The sequence below is a fragment of the Sorangium sp. So ce590 genome, from assembly GCF_051521365.1.
Taxonomy (GTDB): Bacteria; Myxococcota_A; Polyangia; order Polyangiales; family Polyangiaceae; genus Sorangium.
On record NZ_CP150346.1, the window covers coordinates 7651616 to 7665911 of the forward strand.

12 protein-coding genes are annotated in these 14296 nt (G+C 73.0%); 4 read left to right on the forward strand and 8 right to left on the reverse strand.

Annotated elements, in window-relative coordinates; genetic code table 11:
- Positions 1-58: 58 nt before the first annotated feature.
- Positions 59-403 (reverse strand): sigma-70 domain-containing protein, encoded by a 345-nt coding sequence (locus WMF28_RS28650; protein ID WP_437596507.1) that lies wholly within the window; start codon positions 401-403, stop codon positions 59-61.
- Positions 404-743: 340 nt separating this feature from the next.
- Between WMF28_RS28650 and WMF28_RS28655 the strand changes: the two genes are divergently transcribed.
- The gene (locus WMF28_RS28655; protein WP_437596508.1) at positions 744-1610 is read left to right on the forward strand and encodes an oxygenase MpaB family protein; all 867 of its coding nucleotides are present in this window, start codon (positions 744-746) and stop codon (positions 1608-1610) included.
- 61 nt (positions 1611-1671) lie between these two features.
- Here the strand turns inward: WMF28_RS28655 and WMF28_RS28660 are convergent, their stop codons facing one another.
- Positions 1672-2727 carry a serine/threonine-protein kinase gene (locus WMF28_RS28660; protein ID WP_437596509.1) on the reverse strand — a complete coding sequence of 352 codons (1056 nt, stop codon included), beginning with the start codon at positions 2725-2727 and terminating at the stop codon, positions 1672-1674.
- A 227-nt stretch (positions 2728-2954) separates the two neighbouring features.
- On the opposite strand from WMF28_RS28660, the gene WMF28_RS28665 reads away from it, so the two are divergent.
- Positions 2955-3986: an isocitrate/isopropylmalate dehydrogenase family protein gene (locus WMF28_RS28665; protein WP_437596510.1), complete on the forward strand. Its 1032-nt coding sequence runs from the start codon at positions 2955-2957 to the stop codon at positions 3984-3986.
- A gap of 493 nt (positions 3987-4479) precedes the next feature.
- Here the strand turns inward: WMF28_RS28665 and WMF28_RS28670 are convergent, their stop codons facing one another.
- Together WMF28_RS28670 and WMF28_RS28675 are read right to left on the reverse strand one after the other, a co-directional pair.
- Complete coding sequence (locus tag WMF28_RS28670; protein ID WP_437596511.1) at positions 4480-4923, reverse strand: gamma-glutamylcyclotransferase family protein; 444 nt, start codon at positions 4921-4923, stop codon at positions 4480-4482.
- A 346-nt stretch (positions 4924-5269) separates the two neighbouring features.
- Entirely contained in the window at positions 5270-5941 is a 672-nt protein-coding gene (locus tag WMF28_RS28675; protein ID WP_437596512.1) for a DUF2378 family protein, read from the reverse strand.
- 536 nt (positions 5942-6477) lie between these two features.
- Between WMF28_RS28675 and WMF28_RS28680 the strand changes: the two genes are divergently transcribed.
- Complete coding sequence (locus WMF28_RS28680; RefSeq protein WP_437596513.1) at positions 6478-7191, forward strand: M15 family metallopeptidase; 714 nt, start codon at positions 6478-6480, stop codon at positions 7189-7191.
- Positions 7192-7194: 3 nt separating this feature from the next.
- Here WMF28_RS28680 and WMF28_RS28685 read toward each other — a convergent pair whose 3' ends face one another.
- Both WMF28_RS28685 and WMF28_RS28690 read right to left on the reverse strand, forming a co-directional pair.
- Positions 7195-7686 carry an acyl-CoA thioesterase gene (locus WMF28_RS28685; protein ID WP_437596514.1) on the reverse strand — a complete coding sequence of 164 codons (492 nt, stop codon included), beginning with the start codon at positions 7684-7686 and terminating at the stop codon, positions 7195-7197.
- A gap of 134 nt (positions 7687-7820) precedes the next feature.
- Positions 7821-10691 (reverse strand): ATP-binding protein, encoded by a 2871-nt coding sequence (locus tag WMF28_RS28690; protein WP_437596515.1) that lies wholly within the window; start codon positions 10689-10691, stop codon positions 7821-7823.
- 112 nt (positions 10692-10803) lie between these two features.
- Between WMF28_RS28690 and WMF28_RS28695 the strand changes: the two genes are divergently transcribed.
- Complete coding sequence (locus WMF28_RS28695) at positions 10804-11937, forward strand: hypothetical protein (RefSeq protein ID WP_437596516.1); 1134 nt, start codon at positions 10804-10806, stop codon at positions 11935-11937.
- Between the two features lie 120 nt (positions 11938-12057).
- Here the strand turns inward: WMF28_RS28695 and WMF28_RS28700 are convergent, their stop codons facing one another.
- Positions 12058-12675 (reverse strand): hypothetical protein, encoded by a 618-nt coding sequence (locus WMF28_RS28700; protein WP_437596517.1) that lies wholly within the window; start codon positions 12673-12675, stop codon positions 12058-12060.
- Positions 12676-12822: 147 nt separating this feature from the next.
- Positions 12823-14175, reverse strand: coding sequence for a penicillin-insensitive murein endopeptidase (locus WMF28_RS28705; protein WP_437596518.1), 1353 nt, complete (start codon positions 14173-14175; stop codon positions 12823-12825).
- Positions 14176-14296: the final 121 nt, after the last annotated feature.

Genomic DNA, 14296 nt, shown 5'->3' on the forward strand with positions numbered 1-14296 from the left:
AGTTTTGCCGCGTCTTGCCGCGCTGCGCTGCGTCCGGCGTGGCCTCCACGCGTCCTCTTCAACAAGTCTTGGCACGCCCGGCTTGTTCCAGCGCCCGGCGCACCGTGTGCGGGGCATGGCCAGAAGCCAGCGCGATCTCGCCGATCGTGGGTGTGCGCCCAAGCTCGGCCGCGAGCCGCCTCGCGCTCGCGAGGACGGCGCGGAGCACCTCGACGTCGCCCGAGTCCAGCGGCTCGGCAACGCGGAGGCCCTCGGACTCGAGCTGGTCGATGATGTGCTCCACCTCCTCATACGAGACCGGCCGGCGGTCGATGACCTCGGCGATGTCGTTGAGGTCCACCCGACCGGTCGACCGATGGCGCGTAAGGAGCTCCTGGATCATGTCGTCAATGACAGGCTGCACGGAGCTAGGGTGCCACCTTCGCGCAGGCAGCGCACGCGTAGCCGCCCCAGCGCCGGCGCCCGTACCTCTGAGCCGCCCGAGCGCTCCGGCCCGTCCTCCGCGACCGCCCCGGCGGCCGGGGCGGTCGCGGAGGCCTGAACAGCTGACGCGCGGGGCGCGGGCCGCCTCGCCCCACCCCCACGTCATGGCCACGGCGCCCGGTGTCCGTCCTCACCTCGTCTGCTCCACCTCGGCGCATGGGCAGCCCCCGCACCGGCTCAACGACGTCTCCGCCAGAGACCGCGGAGATATGATAGACACAGTGGAGTCATCGAGCGGATACATATCAGGAGATCTATCCATGCGCTGGGCTCCTCCCGAATCGCGATCCCGTTATGCGATCCGCGACCATATCGAGGCGAACCTCGATCCGGTCAAGGACCATCAAGAAATCGCGTTTCTCACGACATACTATGATTTCCCGTGGGACACGCGGCGCGCCCTCGAGCTCGCGCTGCTCCGTGTCTTCGGCATCGCGAAGGGCACACCGCTCCTGGTGCAGACAGGGGAGCTCCTGCAGCGCACCCAGAAGCGCTACGACGACACGACCCTCATCCTCTCCGAGATCCTGGAGAACGGATACGACAGCGAGCGCGGCCGGGCGGCGCTGCGCCGCATGAACCAGCAGCACAGGCGCTACACCATCCCGAACGACGAGTACCTGTACACGCTGTCGACCTTCATCTTCGAGCCCGTCCGCTGGAACGAGCGCTTCGGCTGGCGGCCGCTGACCCGGAAAGAGAAGCTCGCGGGGTATCACTACTGGAAGCAGGTCGGGACGCTCATGAACATCCGGGACATCCCGCCGAGCTTCGAGGCGTTCGAGCGCTTCAACCTCGAGTACGAGGCGGAGCACCTGCGGTTCTCGGAGAACAACCATCGGCTCGCCGTCGCGACGCGCGACCTCATGCTCGGCTGGGTGCTGCCGAAGGCCCTGTGGCCGCTCGGGGCGCAGGTCATCCACGCGCTCATCGACGATCCCCTGCTCGACGCGGTCGGGCTGCCGCGGCCGCCGCCCGCGCTGCGCCGCATCGTCGCGGCGGCGCTCCGCGCGCGCGGCCCGCTGCTGCGGGCGATGCCGCGCCGGCGCTCGCCGCGCCTGCTCACCAGGATGAAGAACCGCACGTATCCGGAAGGTTACCGCGTCGAGGACCTCGGCGCGCGGTGACCCTGCATCGGCCCGTCAGCGCATCGGCGCATCCGCGCCGGAGGGGATACCGCCTGTCCGTTCAGGGCAGCTGGCGCCGCAGGAACTTGAGCGCCTCGCGCGCCGCCGGGTTCACCGGCTCGTAGACGTCGGGGGTCTTCCGGAGCGGCGCGCCGATCGGCTCGCCGGGACGGGCGCCGAGGATGCGCTCGACGTCCTCCAGGAGCGATTGCATCGAGTCGAAGCGGTTCCCGGGCAGCTTGCGGAGCGCGGTGGCGACCAGCGCCTCGAGGCGCCGGTCGATGCCGGGGCGGATCGTGCTCAGGCGGGGGGCCGGCGTGCAGGCGTGCTGGGCGACGACCACCACGTCGTCCGGCGAGGAGAAGGGCAGCTGGCCGGCGAGCATGCGGAACATCGTGATACCGAGGGCGTAGATGTCGGTGCGGCCGTCGACCGGATCGGCGAGGGCCTGCTCCGGGGCCATGTAGGGGACGGTGCCCAGCACGAGGCCGGCCGCGGTCACGGGGCCGGATCTCAGCTTGGCGAAGCCGAAATCCATCACCTTGAGCACGCGCCGGCCGCTCGGGGAGCGGACGAGGAACATGTTGTCCGGCTTCACGTCGCGGTGGACGATCCCGACCGCGTGCGCGTCGGCGAGCGCCGACGCCGCCTGCCGTATCAGCGGCAGCGCGACGGCCTCGCTCACGGCCACCTCGCGGCGGAGCAGGACGCCGAGCGACTCGCCGGTGAGGAGCTCGAGCACGATGAATGGGGACCCGTCCTTGCGCTCTCCCGCGTCGAAGACCCGGATGATGTTGGGGTGCCCGAGCTCGGCCGCCACCTCGAGCTCACGGAGGAACCGCTCGCGCTGGGTCCGGTCCGCGGCGAAGTTGCGGTTCAGGATCTTGATCGCGACCTGCTCCTTCGTGCGGCTGTCCACCGCGAGGTACACGCGCGACATCCCGCCGGCGCCGATGAAGCCCTGGATCACGTAGCGATCCTCGAGGACGGCGCCGAACTGCCGCGTCGGCTGCGCGGGCGGCGCGGACGACAGGGACTCGACGAGGCGGGCGCCGTCGTCGGGGCAAAAGCCGTAAGAGCGGTCGGCGTACGCGCGGTGGCAGCGCGGGCAAATCATGGACGCGCGTCATGATGGCGGCGCGAACGGGGAACCTCAAGGGGACTTGCGCCCGGCGGGCGATCTCGCGAGGGGCCGACCGGACGAGGGGAGGCCGCGATCTACCTCGCCGGAGCGGCGGCGCGTCCCGCCGCTCCGGCGAGGTAGATCGCGGCGTGCACCTCGGTTATGTGTGCGACTTTCCTCCTCAACGCGACGATCACCTCGAGCCCGAGAAGAGACAGCCCGTGACCTCACCGAAGCACCCTGCGACCCTGATCCCCGGCGACGGCATCGGCCCCGAGATCGTGGAGGCGACGCTGCGCGCCCTCGACGCCCTCGGCGCGCCTTTTGAATGGGAGACGTGCGTGGCCGGCATGGCCGGCGTCAAGGAGGCCGGTGATCCCCTGCCCCGGTCCACGCTCGACAGCATCCACCGCACGCAGCTCGCGCTCAAGGGGCCGCTCGAGACGCCGATCGGCGGGGGATACCGCTCCTCGAACGTGCGCCTGCGGCAGGAGTTCAAGCTCTTCGCGAACGTGCGGCCCGCGCGCACGCTGGTCCCGGGCGGCCGCTACGAGAACATCGACATCGTGCTCGTGCGCGAGAACCTCGAGGGCCTCTACGTGGGCTTCGAGCACTACATCCCGATCGGCAGCGACGAGCACGCGGTGGCGATCGGCTCGGGCGTGAACACCCGGGTCGGCTCGCGCCGCATCGCCGAGTTCGCCTACGACTACGCCGAGAAGCACGGCCGCAAGAAGGTCACCATCGTCCACAAGGCCAACATCATGAAGGCCCTCACCGGCCTCTTCCTCGAGACCTCGCGCGAGGTGGGCAAGGGCTACGAGGGCCGCGTGGCGACCGACGAGCGCATCGTGGACGCGTGCGCGATGCAGCTCGTGCTGAACCCGTGGCAGTTCGACGTCATCGTCACGACGAACCTCTTCGGCGACATCCTCTCGGACGAGATCGCGGGCCTCGTCGGCGGCCTCGGCATGGCGCCGGGGGCCAACATCGGCCAGCACGCCGCCATCTTCGAGGCGGTGCACGGCTCGGCGCCGGACATCGCCGGCAAGGGCGTGGCGAACCCGATCGCGCTGATGCTCGCCGCCGCGATGATGCTCGACCACGTGGGCCACGGGGAGCTCGCCGGCCGCCTGCGCGCCGGGATCGACGGGGCGCTGAACGTGGACGGGGTGCGCACCCGCGACCTCGGCGGCAAGTCGGACACGAAGGCGCTCACGGACGCCATCGTGGCGCGCATCCAGAACGGCTGAGCGGTCGCGGCGGACCTCGTGTCGGCCGTCGCGGCGGAGGGCGCCGCGGGCGCGGGATCAGTCGCCGCCCGAGGGCGCGGCCGGGAGCGGGAGCGTGAAGTGGAAGGTCGTCGTCTCGCCCGGCTCGGCAGGTCGTCCCCTGGCCGCGCGCCGCCCGGACGAGGGGCATCTCGTGGCGCGGAAGGGGCTGCCCGCCCGGCGCGCAGAGGAGCACGCGCTGGGCGGGCGCGGGCGTCGTGAGGGGGTGCGGGCCGCCGCAGAGCTGCCGCAGCGGCGGCTCGCCTCCGCGAGCTGGGCGGAGGCCGCTGCGGGCTCTCCGTTCGTGCCCGGGGTCCGGTCATGCGCCGAGATCATCGTCACGCGTCCTGGGGCTTCGGCCTGGCACCTGCGGAGGAAGGCGCCGCTCGATCGGATGGCGCGTCGGCCTCGTTCCGGCGGCGTGAGCGAGCGGACGGGGGCGGGCGGTCCATGCTGTGGGCCGAGCTGTCGGCGGTCAGCGGGACGGATCGAAGCGGCGTTTGGCCCAGCTCACGAGCGGGCTGTTGTCGCGGGTCCGCGCGGCGCCGGGCGCGCCACGACGTTTCCGCCAGTCGCCTTCGCGGACGCGGCGGCATCCTGCGGCCTGTTCCATCGAGAGGAGGTAGGCCTGGGCCTCCCGCCCGTCGGCGAGGCGAACGGCGGCGCGACGGTGCAGGATCGGGTGTCCCCGGTGCACGTCGAGCGCGGCGAGCGCGGCGAGCGCGACGGCGTAGAGCTCGCCGGTCACGGCGACGAGCCCGCCCTCGACGAGGGCGCCGCTCGTGCCCAGGTCGACGAGCGCGTACTGGGGGGTCGTGCTCGCCTCCCCGAGCGGGCGTGCCGCCGAGAGCCACTCATGCTGGTCCTCGCCCTTCATGAGGTTGTCGTAGACGAAGAGCGTGATCTCGCTGGTGGTCATCTGGCGTGGTCCCCGGGACGGGCTCGGCGGCCCGGCAGAGACCCTCGCAAAGGGAGGGGACGGGCGCAAGGTCGGCCGGGAGGACGCGGGCGGGGAATCGGCGGGAGATGCAGCGCCATGGGAACGTTGCACCTGCCCGCTCGGGAGCTGTGACTCGGGGTTGAGGCTCGGACGAGGGGGGTGCCGCGATGAGGGGAGATGGCTCGTCGACTCTTGAGCTGTCGGTCAGCGCGTGGACGAACGCGCCTCGCGTACGTCGGTCTCGGCAACACCCGATCTCGCCACGGTATCTCGCGATCGGCTTTACGACCGGATTGACCGCCCTCTTACCGCCGCCGGCGTGGCCCTACCAGCTCACCACGAACTGCAGCGCGTCCGGCCCTCGCACATCCACGGAGATCGTCGGCTTGGCGCCGTATCCCATGACGAGCGCCTCGAAATTCCCCAGCGGGTACTCCAGCGTGCCACGGAAGCTGCTGATGTCGATCTGCACCTCCGACGGACCCAGCTGCCGCGCCCTGGCCGACGGCCCCTTCACGAGGGCGCCGAGGCTGCCCGTGTAGCGCATCAGCGCGGCGCCCGGGTCGGTCGCGAGGTGCATCGTGATCCGACCGAGCGCGCTCTCCCTGAACGCCGCGACCTGCTGCCGCGCCAGGCGCCGGTACGCCTCGCGCGAGCTCCGGTTCGGGTGCGAGAGCCGCGCGGCCGCGTCGTAGAGTCGCAGGAAGTCCCGCATCGGATAGTCCGAGAACGGCAGGTAAAGCCCACCCCGCGGCGGGCTGGCCAGCGTCGTCACCACCTGCGCAAACCGCTCCCCGAGCGTCGCCGCCAGCGCGTTGAAGAACATCCCCTTCATCGCGTAGAACTCGGGGACACCTGCGACAGCGGCGTCGATGTCGATGTTGCCGAGGAGCGGGTCGGACGGACGCGCCTCGAAGGACGCACCGTTCGGCCCCACGAGCGGCCCCTCGGCGGCCGGCGCGCTCGACGGCATGACGCTCCGAGGCACGGTGCGCACGACACCGCTTCTGGGAATCGGCGTCTCGTTCGCTTGCCGTTGCTGGTCGCTGCGGACCTCTTTCATCATGGTGCTCGCCGCGGAAAATCCTCGACACGGGGCCGCTTGCGGTAACCACCGCAGCAGAGGGAACACTCCCGCTATTGCAACGGCCATGCCGCCCGATGTCGGCACGAGTCACCGCACGAACACGGGGGTTCACGGCGGATTTCCCTTGCATGGATGAAACGCCGCTTCAGCGGTGCAACCGGGGGCGATGGCCCAGACGGTACCGACCTCCGCTCCGGCCGCGAGCACGCGTAGGCGGAGACACACATCCGAGAGCGCCCGGGGCGAAGGGATACCGCGTCTGCGCCGCGGCGCCATCGCGGTGACGCGGTCGCTGCGACGCAGTGCGCCGCCTGCCGCAAGGGTGCGCCCTGTCGCCTGACAGCGCTCTCCTGACAGGCGCCTGCGGCAAGTCCTTGCCGCGCCTGACGCGGCCTGCTTAACCTCCGCGCGTGAACGCGAACGGTCGGACACGGGTGCATCTGCTCGTGGCAGCAGCGATCGCTCTGCTCGCGGCCGGCCCCTCGGGGCTCGGCGGCGGGCCCGTCGCGGAGGCCAAGGAGGCCGCCGGGGGCAAGAGCAAGAAGAAGAAGGCGCCGCAGTACGAGTGCCGCCCGCAGAGCCCGCAGAAGTTCCTGAAGCGGCGCACCTTCGTCCAGAAGGGCATGCTCAACCCGAAGAAGCACGCCAAGGCGGTCCGCTACCTCGCCGAGCATTACGGCCACGTCGATACCGAGGAGACGCGGCGCTACAATTCCGAGAGCGCCCACGCCCAGGCCACGACCGTGCGGTTCATGGGCCTGCCGCTCTCCATCCACGAGAAGGTCGCGCCCGCGCTCCACTGCGTCGAGAAGCGGATCCGCGCGACGTGCAACAGCAAGTCCCGCCGCTACACGCCGCGCGCTGTCGGCGGGTTCCGCACGGCGAACAGCTACCGCGGCGCGGAGATCTCGAACCACCTCTTCGGCACCGCCATCGACATCGATCCCGAGCGGAACCCGTGCTGCGGCTGCGTCGATCCGTGGCCCACGAGCCCGCTGTGCCAAGAGAAGAAGCGCACCGCCTACGAGCGCGCGGCCCTCTCCCGCTGCTGGATCAAGGCGTTCGAGCGCTACGGCTTCGACTGGCTGGGCCACGACGACCTCGAGGACACGATGCACTTCGAGTTCCTCGGGGATCCCGACCGGTTCAAGAAGAGGTAGCGCTCACGCCCCGCCGCGGCCGCCCGCGCGCCGGGAGAGCCGGCGCGCGCGCCGCTCTGCCGCGGCCTCGGCGAGGCGGCGATCCTCGTCCGTCTCCAGCCGGAGCGGCGGCACCGCCGTCGGCCGCAGCGACGCGTCGACGGCCACGAACGTCATGAAGGCCGTGACCGTGGGCCAGACGTCGCCCGTCGTCGCGTCCTCCCCCTCGACCGACACAAGGATCTCGAGCGACGTGCGGAAGGTCGCCGTCACCCGCGCGGACAGGCGCACGACCTGACCGACCTTGATCCCGCGGTCGAACGAGAGATTGTCGATGCCGGCGGTGATCACCGTGCTGCCGGTGTGCCGCTGCGCGCAGATCGCAGCGCACAGGTCGACCCAGGCGAGCACCTGCCCCCCGAAGATCGAGCCGAGCGCGTTCGTGTGCGTCGGCAGGACGTACTCGGTCATCGTCGTGACCGAATCGGAGGCGCGCTTCTCGTGCTGTGCTTTCACCCGCCAGATGTATCACCGCGCCCCCGAGCTCGTCCCCGGCGCCGCGCCCACGACAGGCCCCCGGGGCGGGGGCCGGACGCCTCGGCGAGACCTCCCCTCCCGCGCGCTCAAGGACGAGCGCGGGCGACGCGGCGCTAGCTGGAGGTGGAGACCCGCCCCGGGCTCGGGAACAACGCCGGCTCCTCCGGGGTGGGCGTGCGGCCCGGGCTCGACGAGGAGGCCGGTGGCCTGGAGAGCCCCGCCGGCCCCGTCGGGAGCGTGGGCTCGTCCTCGAAGCGCATCGACGTGACCTTCAGCCGCGCGAAGATCGCCTCGGCCCGCTCGTTCATCGTCACCGCCTCGCGCCGCGCCGCCATGTTCGCCACGAAGCTCCGGTCGGTCGTCAGGAACCGCGCGTAGGCCTGGAACGTGCGCGCGAGCTCGAGCTCGTTCCCCGTCTCCTCGAAGATGCTGACCGACCGCGCGAAGTAGGCGCGCGCGCTCTTCGTGTGCGCGCTGCCCCAGCCGCCCGCCGCCGTGATCTCGCCGAGCGTCCGCAGCGCGATGCCGAGGTGCACCTTGCTCCGGACCGAGGCGAACAGGTCCACCGCCCGGCTGATCGAGTCGCGCGCCTTCTCCAGATCGCCCCGGAGCATGTAGGCCTTCCCGAGGGCGCGCCGCGCCTCGGCCAGGCCGAGCCGGTCGCCGAGCTCGTCGCAGAGCTCCTCGGCCTGCTGCAGCACCCGCACCGCCTCGTCGGGATCGCCGCTCCGGTAGAGCGTCCCGCCGATGTTCGTCAGGATGAGCGCCGTCCGGTTGCGATCGCCGACCTGCCGCGCCACCTCCAGCGCCTCCTCGAAGAGCTTGAGGGCGCGGCGGTGGTCGCGCTGGTCCTGCGCGATCATCCCGAGGTTGTTCAGGCTCATCACGACGCCGAGCAGATCCGAGATCTCGCGCCGGATCGCGAGCGACCGCTCGAACGTGTTGAGGGCCTGCTTGAACTCGCCCGAGTCCTGCAGGGCGAGGCCGAGGTTGTTCAGCGACAGCGCGATCGAGCGGCGGTCGCCCATCCGCTCGCGGCGGGCGAGGGCGTCGCGCAGCCATTTCAGCGCCTCCTGGTACTCGCCCCGGAGCCAGTGCAGCTTGCCGATGTCGTCGATGGTCGAGGCGATCCCCCGCTCGTCCCGCGCGCCCTCGAAGAGGCGGAGCGCCGTCGTGAGGTGCTTGCCGGCCTCGTCGAGCGAGCCGCTGTCGCGGTAGAGCCGCCCGATGCGGTTGTGCGCCGCGCCGCCCTTGCGCCGGTTGTCGAGCCGGTAGGCGAGCGTCAGCATCTCGCGGAAGGCGGCGAGCGCGTCGTCGATCCGCCCGGCGAGCTGCTGGACGTCGCCGTAGTCGTGGAGCGCGTCGATGCGCCGCGCGACGTGCGCGTCGCCGAGCAGCGACAGCCCGCGCGCGTAGTACTCCGCGGCCTTCGCGTTCGAGTAGCGCCCGCGCGCCACGTCCCCGGCGTCGAGCAGCGACAGCCCCGCCCGCACCGCGTCGCCGATGCGCTCGCGGTGCGTCGCGAGCTCGGCGAGGAACTCCTCGCTGGCGCGCACCGCCACCTGCTGCTCCAGCCACTCGGCGATCGCGTGGTGGTACCGCCGCTGGGCCGCGGCGCTCATCCGCTTCTGGAGCGCCTCGCGCTCCTTGTCGTGCATGAACACGAACTCGTCCGAGCCCGCGAAGCTCGACTCGCTCTGCTTGCGCAGGTAGCCGCGGTCGCACAGCGAGCGGAGCGCGGCGTTGATCCGGTCGAGATCCTTGTCGCTCTCTTCCTCGCCCCACAGCTCGGGCGCCTGGCAGCCGGCCCGGCCGAGCACGAACAGCGCGCCGCTCCAGAACGCCGGGCCGATGGTCGCGGCCTGCTCGAGCAGCTGCCGGCAGTCGTGATCGAGCGCGGCGAGGCGGACGTTCACCGCGTCCTCGACCGTCATCGGGAGGTGCGCCGTCGACAGCTTGCCGAGGTGCACGCGCCAGCGCGGCCCGCCCGAGTCGGGCGCGAGCTCCTCGATCACGCCCTGGTCGTGGCAGATGCGGACCATCTGCTCGACGAGCGCCGGGTTGCCGTTCGCGAAGGAGCAGGCCGCCTCGACGAGCTCGGGCGGCGCGCCCGGCCGGCCCTGCGACTCCGCGCCCGCGGCGTCGACGACGACGACGTCCTCGCCGCCGCGCGGCATGCAGGGCGCGAGCAGCGCCCTCGCCAGCTCCGCCGCCTCGGCCTCGCCGAGCGGCGTGAGCTCGATCAGCGCGTGGCGCCGCTCGCCGACCTTGCCCCAGTCGTCCTCGCGGGTGAGCAGCTCCGGGCGGGCCGCGCAGACGATCAGGACCGGGCCCGCGAGGTACTCGATGAGGTAGCGCAGGAGCGCGAGGGAGTCGTCGTGGGCGGCGTGGATGTCCTCGAAGACGAGGCACACGGGGCCCTGGGCGGCGTCCGCCTCGAGGAACGCCTTCAGCACGGCGCGGCGGATGAGGTCGGCCTGCGCCGGGTCGTCCTGCACCGCGCGGGTGAGCGGGCTGTCGCCGAACGCGAGCCCGATGAACTGCCCGAGGAAGTAGATGACGTCCCCGACCTTGCGGTCGCCCATCACGTGCGCGACCTGCGCGCGGACCTCGGCGCGGGCCGCGTCCTTGTCCATGCCGTCCGAGAGGCCGAAGCGGGCGCGCAGGAGCCGCGTGAAGATGCCGTACGCGGACGCCATGTCGCCGGCGCTGCCCGCGTAGACGCGCAGCGCGGCGGAGCCCTGGCGCTGCCGCTCGAGGAAAGCGCGCGCGAGCCGGCTCTTGCCGATGCCCGGCGGGCCGACGAGCGTCACGGTCCGGGTGGAGCGCTCCCGCTCGACGGCGTCGAGGGCGCGGGCCAGCGCCGACAGCTCGGCCTCGCGCCCGATCAGCGGTGCGCGGGCGGGCGTCGCTGCGCCAGTTGCACTGTCCTCTCGGCTCATCTCCATGGCCTCCACGTCGCCGGGGGCCGCAGCGCGGGACATTCCCCTCGGCTCATCTCCCTGCCTCCGCGTCCCCGGGTGCCGCAGCGCGGGACACGATGTCCCGAGCCTATACCAGGTTCGGCTTCGGTGGCGCGTGCGGTAAGCTGCGGGCGTGGACGACGAGGTCACGGGGACGCCGCGGAGCGCCGGCAACACGGCGCGCAACGCCGCGGAGATCCGCGGGCGCATCACGGCCTGCTTCAGCCTGGCCGAGCTGCGCCGCTTCGCAGAAGCGCTCGGCGTGCCCGACATCCCCTGGGATCGTGGGATCCAGGGAGCGGCGCACGAGCTCGTCCGCCGCTTCGAGCAGCGGCGCGAGCTCTTGTCGCTCGTCGAGCAGCTCCGCGCGGTGCGGCCGCTCGTGGAGTGGCCCGACATGCCGATGGTGCCGCCGGCCACATCGATCGCGCAGGCGCACACGGACATCCCGCGACCGGCGCCGCTGCCGAAGCTCGCGCCGCTGCAGGTCCCCTCGCCTCCCACGGAGGTCCCGACGCTGGCGCCGCCGCCGATCCCGCCGACCACACGGACGCCGACCGTCCCCATGGCGGAGCCCGCGAAGCCGAGGTCGCCCGGCGCCGCCGGGCCGGCGTACCGCGCGGCCGGCCCTCCGGGCGCCGTCGAGCGCGCGCCGGCCCGCGCCTCGCGCCGCATCGATTCGCGCCTCCTGCTCGCGGCCCTGGGGCTCGTGGCGGTCAGCCTGCTCGTCGCCTTCCTGATCGGCAGGGCGTCGAGCGCGCCGGACGACGCGGCGGCGCGGGCGAGCGCCGCGCCCGCGAGCGCCGCTCCCGCGAGCGCCCCGCCGCCGGCGGCCCGGCCGGACGGGGTCGCGGCGCGCGCGGCCGCCGCGATCGAGCGCCGGATCGAGAGCGTGGCGCGGGCGTGCGAGATCCCTCCGGGCTCCGCGGAGGACGTGATGCGCCGCGCCTTCGAGCGCTGCGGACGGGCGCCCCACCCCCCGGCGCAACGGACGGCCCCGGCGCAGGGGAGCGATGCGCCGGCGGCGGAGCTCCCGGCGTCGCCGCCGGCCGCTGCAGGCGCGGCGCCTCGCGCGGCCGCCGCGGCCGGCAACGCGCCCGCCGGCGGCAACGCCGGCTGCGTGGGGGCGTGCGAGCGGCGACACAAGGCGTGCAGGGCGACCCAATGCGGCAAGGAGCCCACGCAGGGCAGCCAGTACCAGCGCTACCAGAGCTGCCTGTCGACGTGCCTGGAGCAGGCGTCCAGGTGTCGCCTCGGCTGCCTCTGAGCTCCCTCCCGCTCGCGGGCGCTCTGTGAACGGCGGCGTCGCGCGGGCCCCGTGAACGGCAGGGCCCCGCGGGGGCTCGCGCCAAGCGACAGGCGCCAGCCGCGCGATCGCGGGCCGGCGTCAGAGCGGCGGGCGGCTGCGGCGCATCACGCCGACCGTGGCGGTCGGCTGGTGCTCGGGGCAGCCGGTGCGGCCGGACCGGTTCGGGTCGAAGTCGATGCGGAGGCAGGTCTTGCAGACGCAGAGATAGACGTCGTGGAACTCGCGGTAGTTCAGCATGTCCGCCGAGAACAGGCTGAGGACGATGTCGCTGAGCAAGTCCTCTTCGCGCGGGCACGACTCCCAGAGCGCGGCGTCTCCGGCGCGGCGCACGCGCCCGCCGTCGATCGCGGCGGCGAGGAAGCGATCGTCCGCGGCGGGCGGCATGAAGGCGCGGAGCGAGGCGAGCACCCGGAACCGCGCCGCCTCGACGAGCTCCTGGAGCTCGGGCTCGTCCGGTTCTACCGGGGCGAGCGCCACCTGCTTGGAGAAGCCCTCGGTCACATAGGCCGGGCGTGGCATCCGCCCGGGCGCCACGAGGTGCTTCTCGAACCAGCGCGCGAGCGCCACGCCGCTCTGGGGAGGCTTGTCGACGAACGTGAGCGCCGCGAGCAGCGCGCGCCGATCATGACCGCTGGCGACGAGCGACGGAGTAGATGGAAGCGTGGGAATCGAGGTGTGGGAGTCAGCTTGGCGCATGAACACCCCCCTTTATCCATCCCAGTCTGCACGAGGATTTCTCTCGCGGTCCAGATGCGATGGCGCCCCGGTCAAAGATTGCGGAACCGCCTGCGACGCACTGCGTCATCGACGCCTGGCTGTGGCGGCGCGCGGAGGAGGCGGGCCTCAGTCCGTGATCTTGAGCGCCCCGCTGTCGTCGAGCGCGCCGCTCGCGTCGGCGCCGTCCGAGTCGGCCTCGACGTCGTCGTGAGGCGTGGACCCTCGCAGAAACGACAGGTCGAGGCCGCCCATGGGCTGCCGCGCTGCCGCGCGCGCGGCGGCGGGGAGCGCGTCGGCTCCACCCGCGCGCGGCGCGGCGCGGCGCCCCTCCTTTTCAGGGCGCGGCTCCTCGCGGCGCGGCTCCTCGCGGCGCGAGCCCTTCGCGAGATCGCGCCGGCTCGCTCCGGCCTCGCGGGGCCGCTCCGGCGCGGGCGTCGCGGGCGTCGCCTGCGGGCGCGCGGCCTGAGCGCGGGCGGAGGGGGTCCGGAGCGCCTTGTCCGTCTTCGCCATGCGCGCGCGCGTGCGGAACGAGGGGGCGTTCTTCGCGAGCTCGATGCAGCTGCCGCGCCCGGCGCGCGGGCAGGAGATGCGCACGTGCATGTGGTCGTCGTGCGGCTCCGCGCCCGTCGGCTGCATCATGGCGAACTGCGCGCGGACGAGCAGCGCGCGGGAGACGCCGATGCGCTTGGCGTGGGCGAGCAGCGCGTGCCGCAGCGGATCGGAGATGAAGATGTGGCTCACGTGGGCGCGGGGGTCGGTGAGCAGGTGCTGCACGAGCAGCCAGTTGCGCGGCAGGTCGAAGCGCGCCCCGGGCAGGCTGGTCGAGGCGAGCCGGGCGTTGAATCGCAGGAAGCGCGGCGCGTGGACCTGCTTGCCGCGGCCGTCGAGCGCATAGAAGCCGAGGTCGACGTCGCGGCCGCTCTCGTGGGAGCCGTGGCGGTGGACGTCGCCGCCGCGCTGGCGCGACAGGTCGCCGACGTCGAGCACCGCGCCCGGGAAGCGCCTGGCCACGCCGCGCGCCGCGCGCTCGATCATGCCGACGAGCGCCGGCATGCCCCAGCGGACGTCGGCGTGCGCATAGGCGGGCACGACGCGGATGTCCTTGCGCGAGGTGTCGAGCCGCACGCCGCCCTCGAGGCGCCCCTCGTTCGGGTGGCCGACCGACGCGGCGGGCGCCTTGGGCGCGGCCTTGGTCTTGGCCGGCTCGGCCGATCTCGACCCGGCGTCGCCGGCGCGGGGACGGTGGCCCTTGCCGGCGTCCTTCGTGACCCGCGCGCGCGGCGCCCCCGCGCGCGCCCGTGTGCCCGCGGCGGGGCGCGCCTTCGAGCCCGCCGGCTCTTTCGCGGCGGAGCGCGCCTTCGAGCGCGCCGGCGTCTCCGCGGCAGAGCGCGCCTGCGCGTCCGGCGCCGCGGCGACCGCCGGGGCGCCGGGCAAGGAGAGCGCCAGGATCGTGAACAGCAAGGAGAGCGGTCGAGGCACACCGGTGCGTTACGGGGTTTCGGCGGGTAGGGCCAAAAAGCCGGCGCCGCCCGGTCCCCGTGCCGCGCTGCGGCGGCAGCGGAGGCTTTTGCCTCGCGGCCAGTTGGGCTACCTCTCGGTC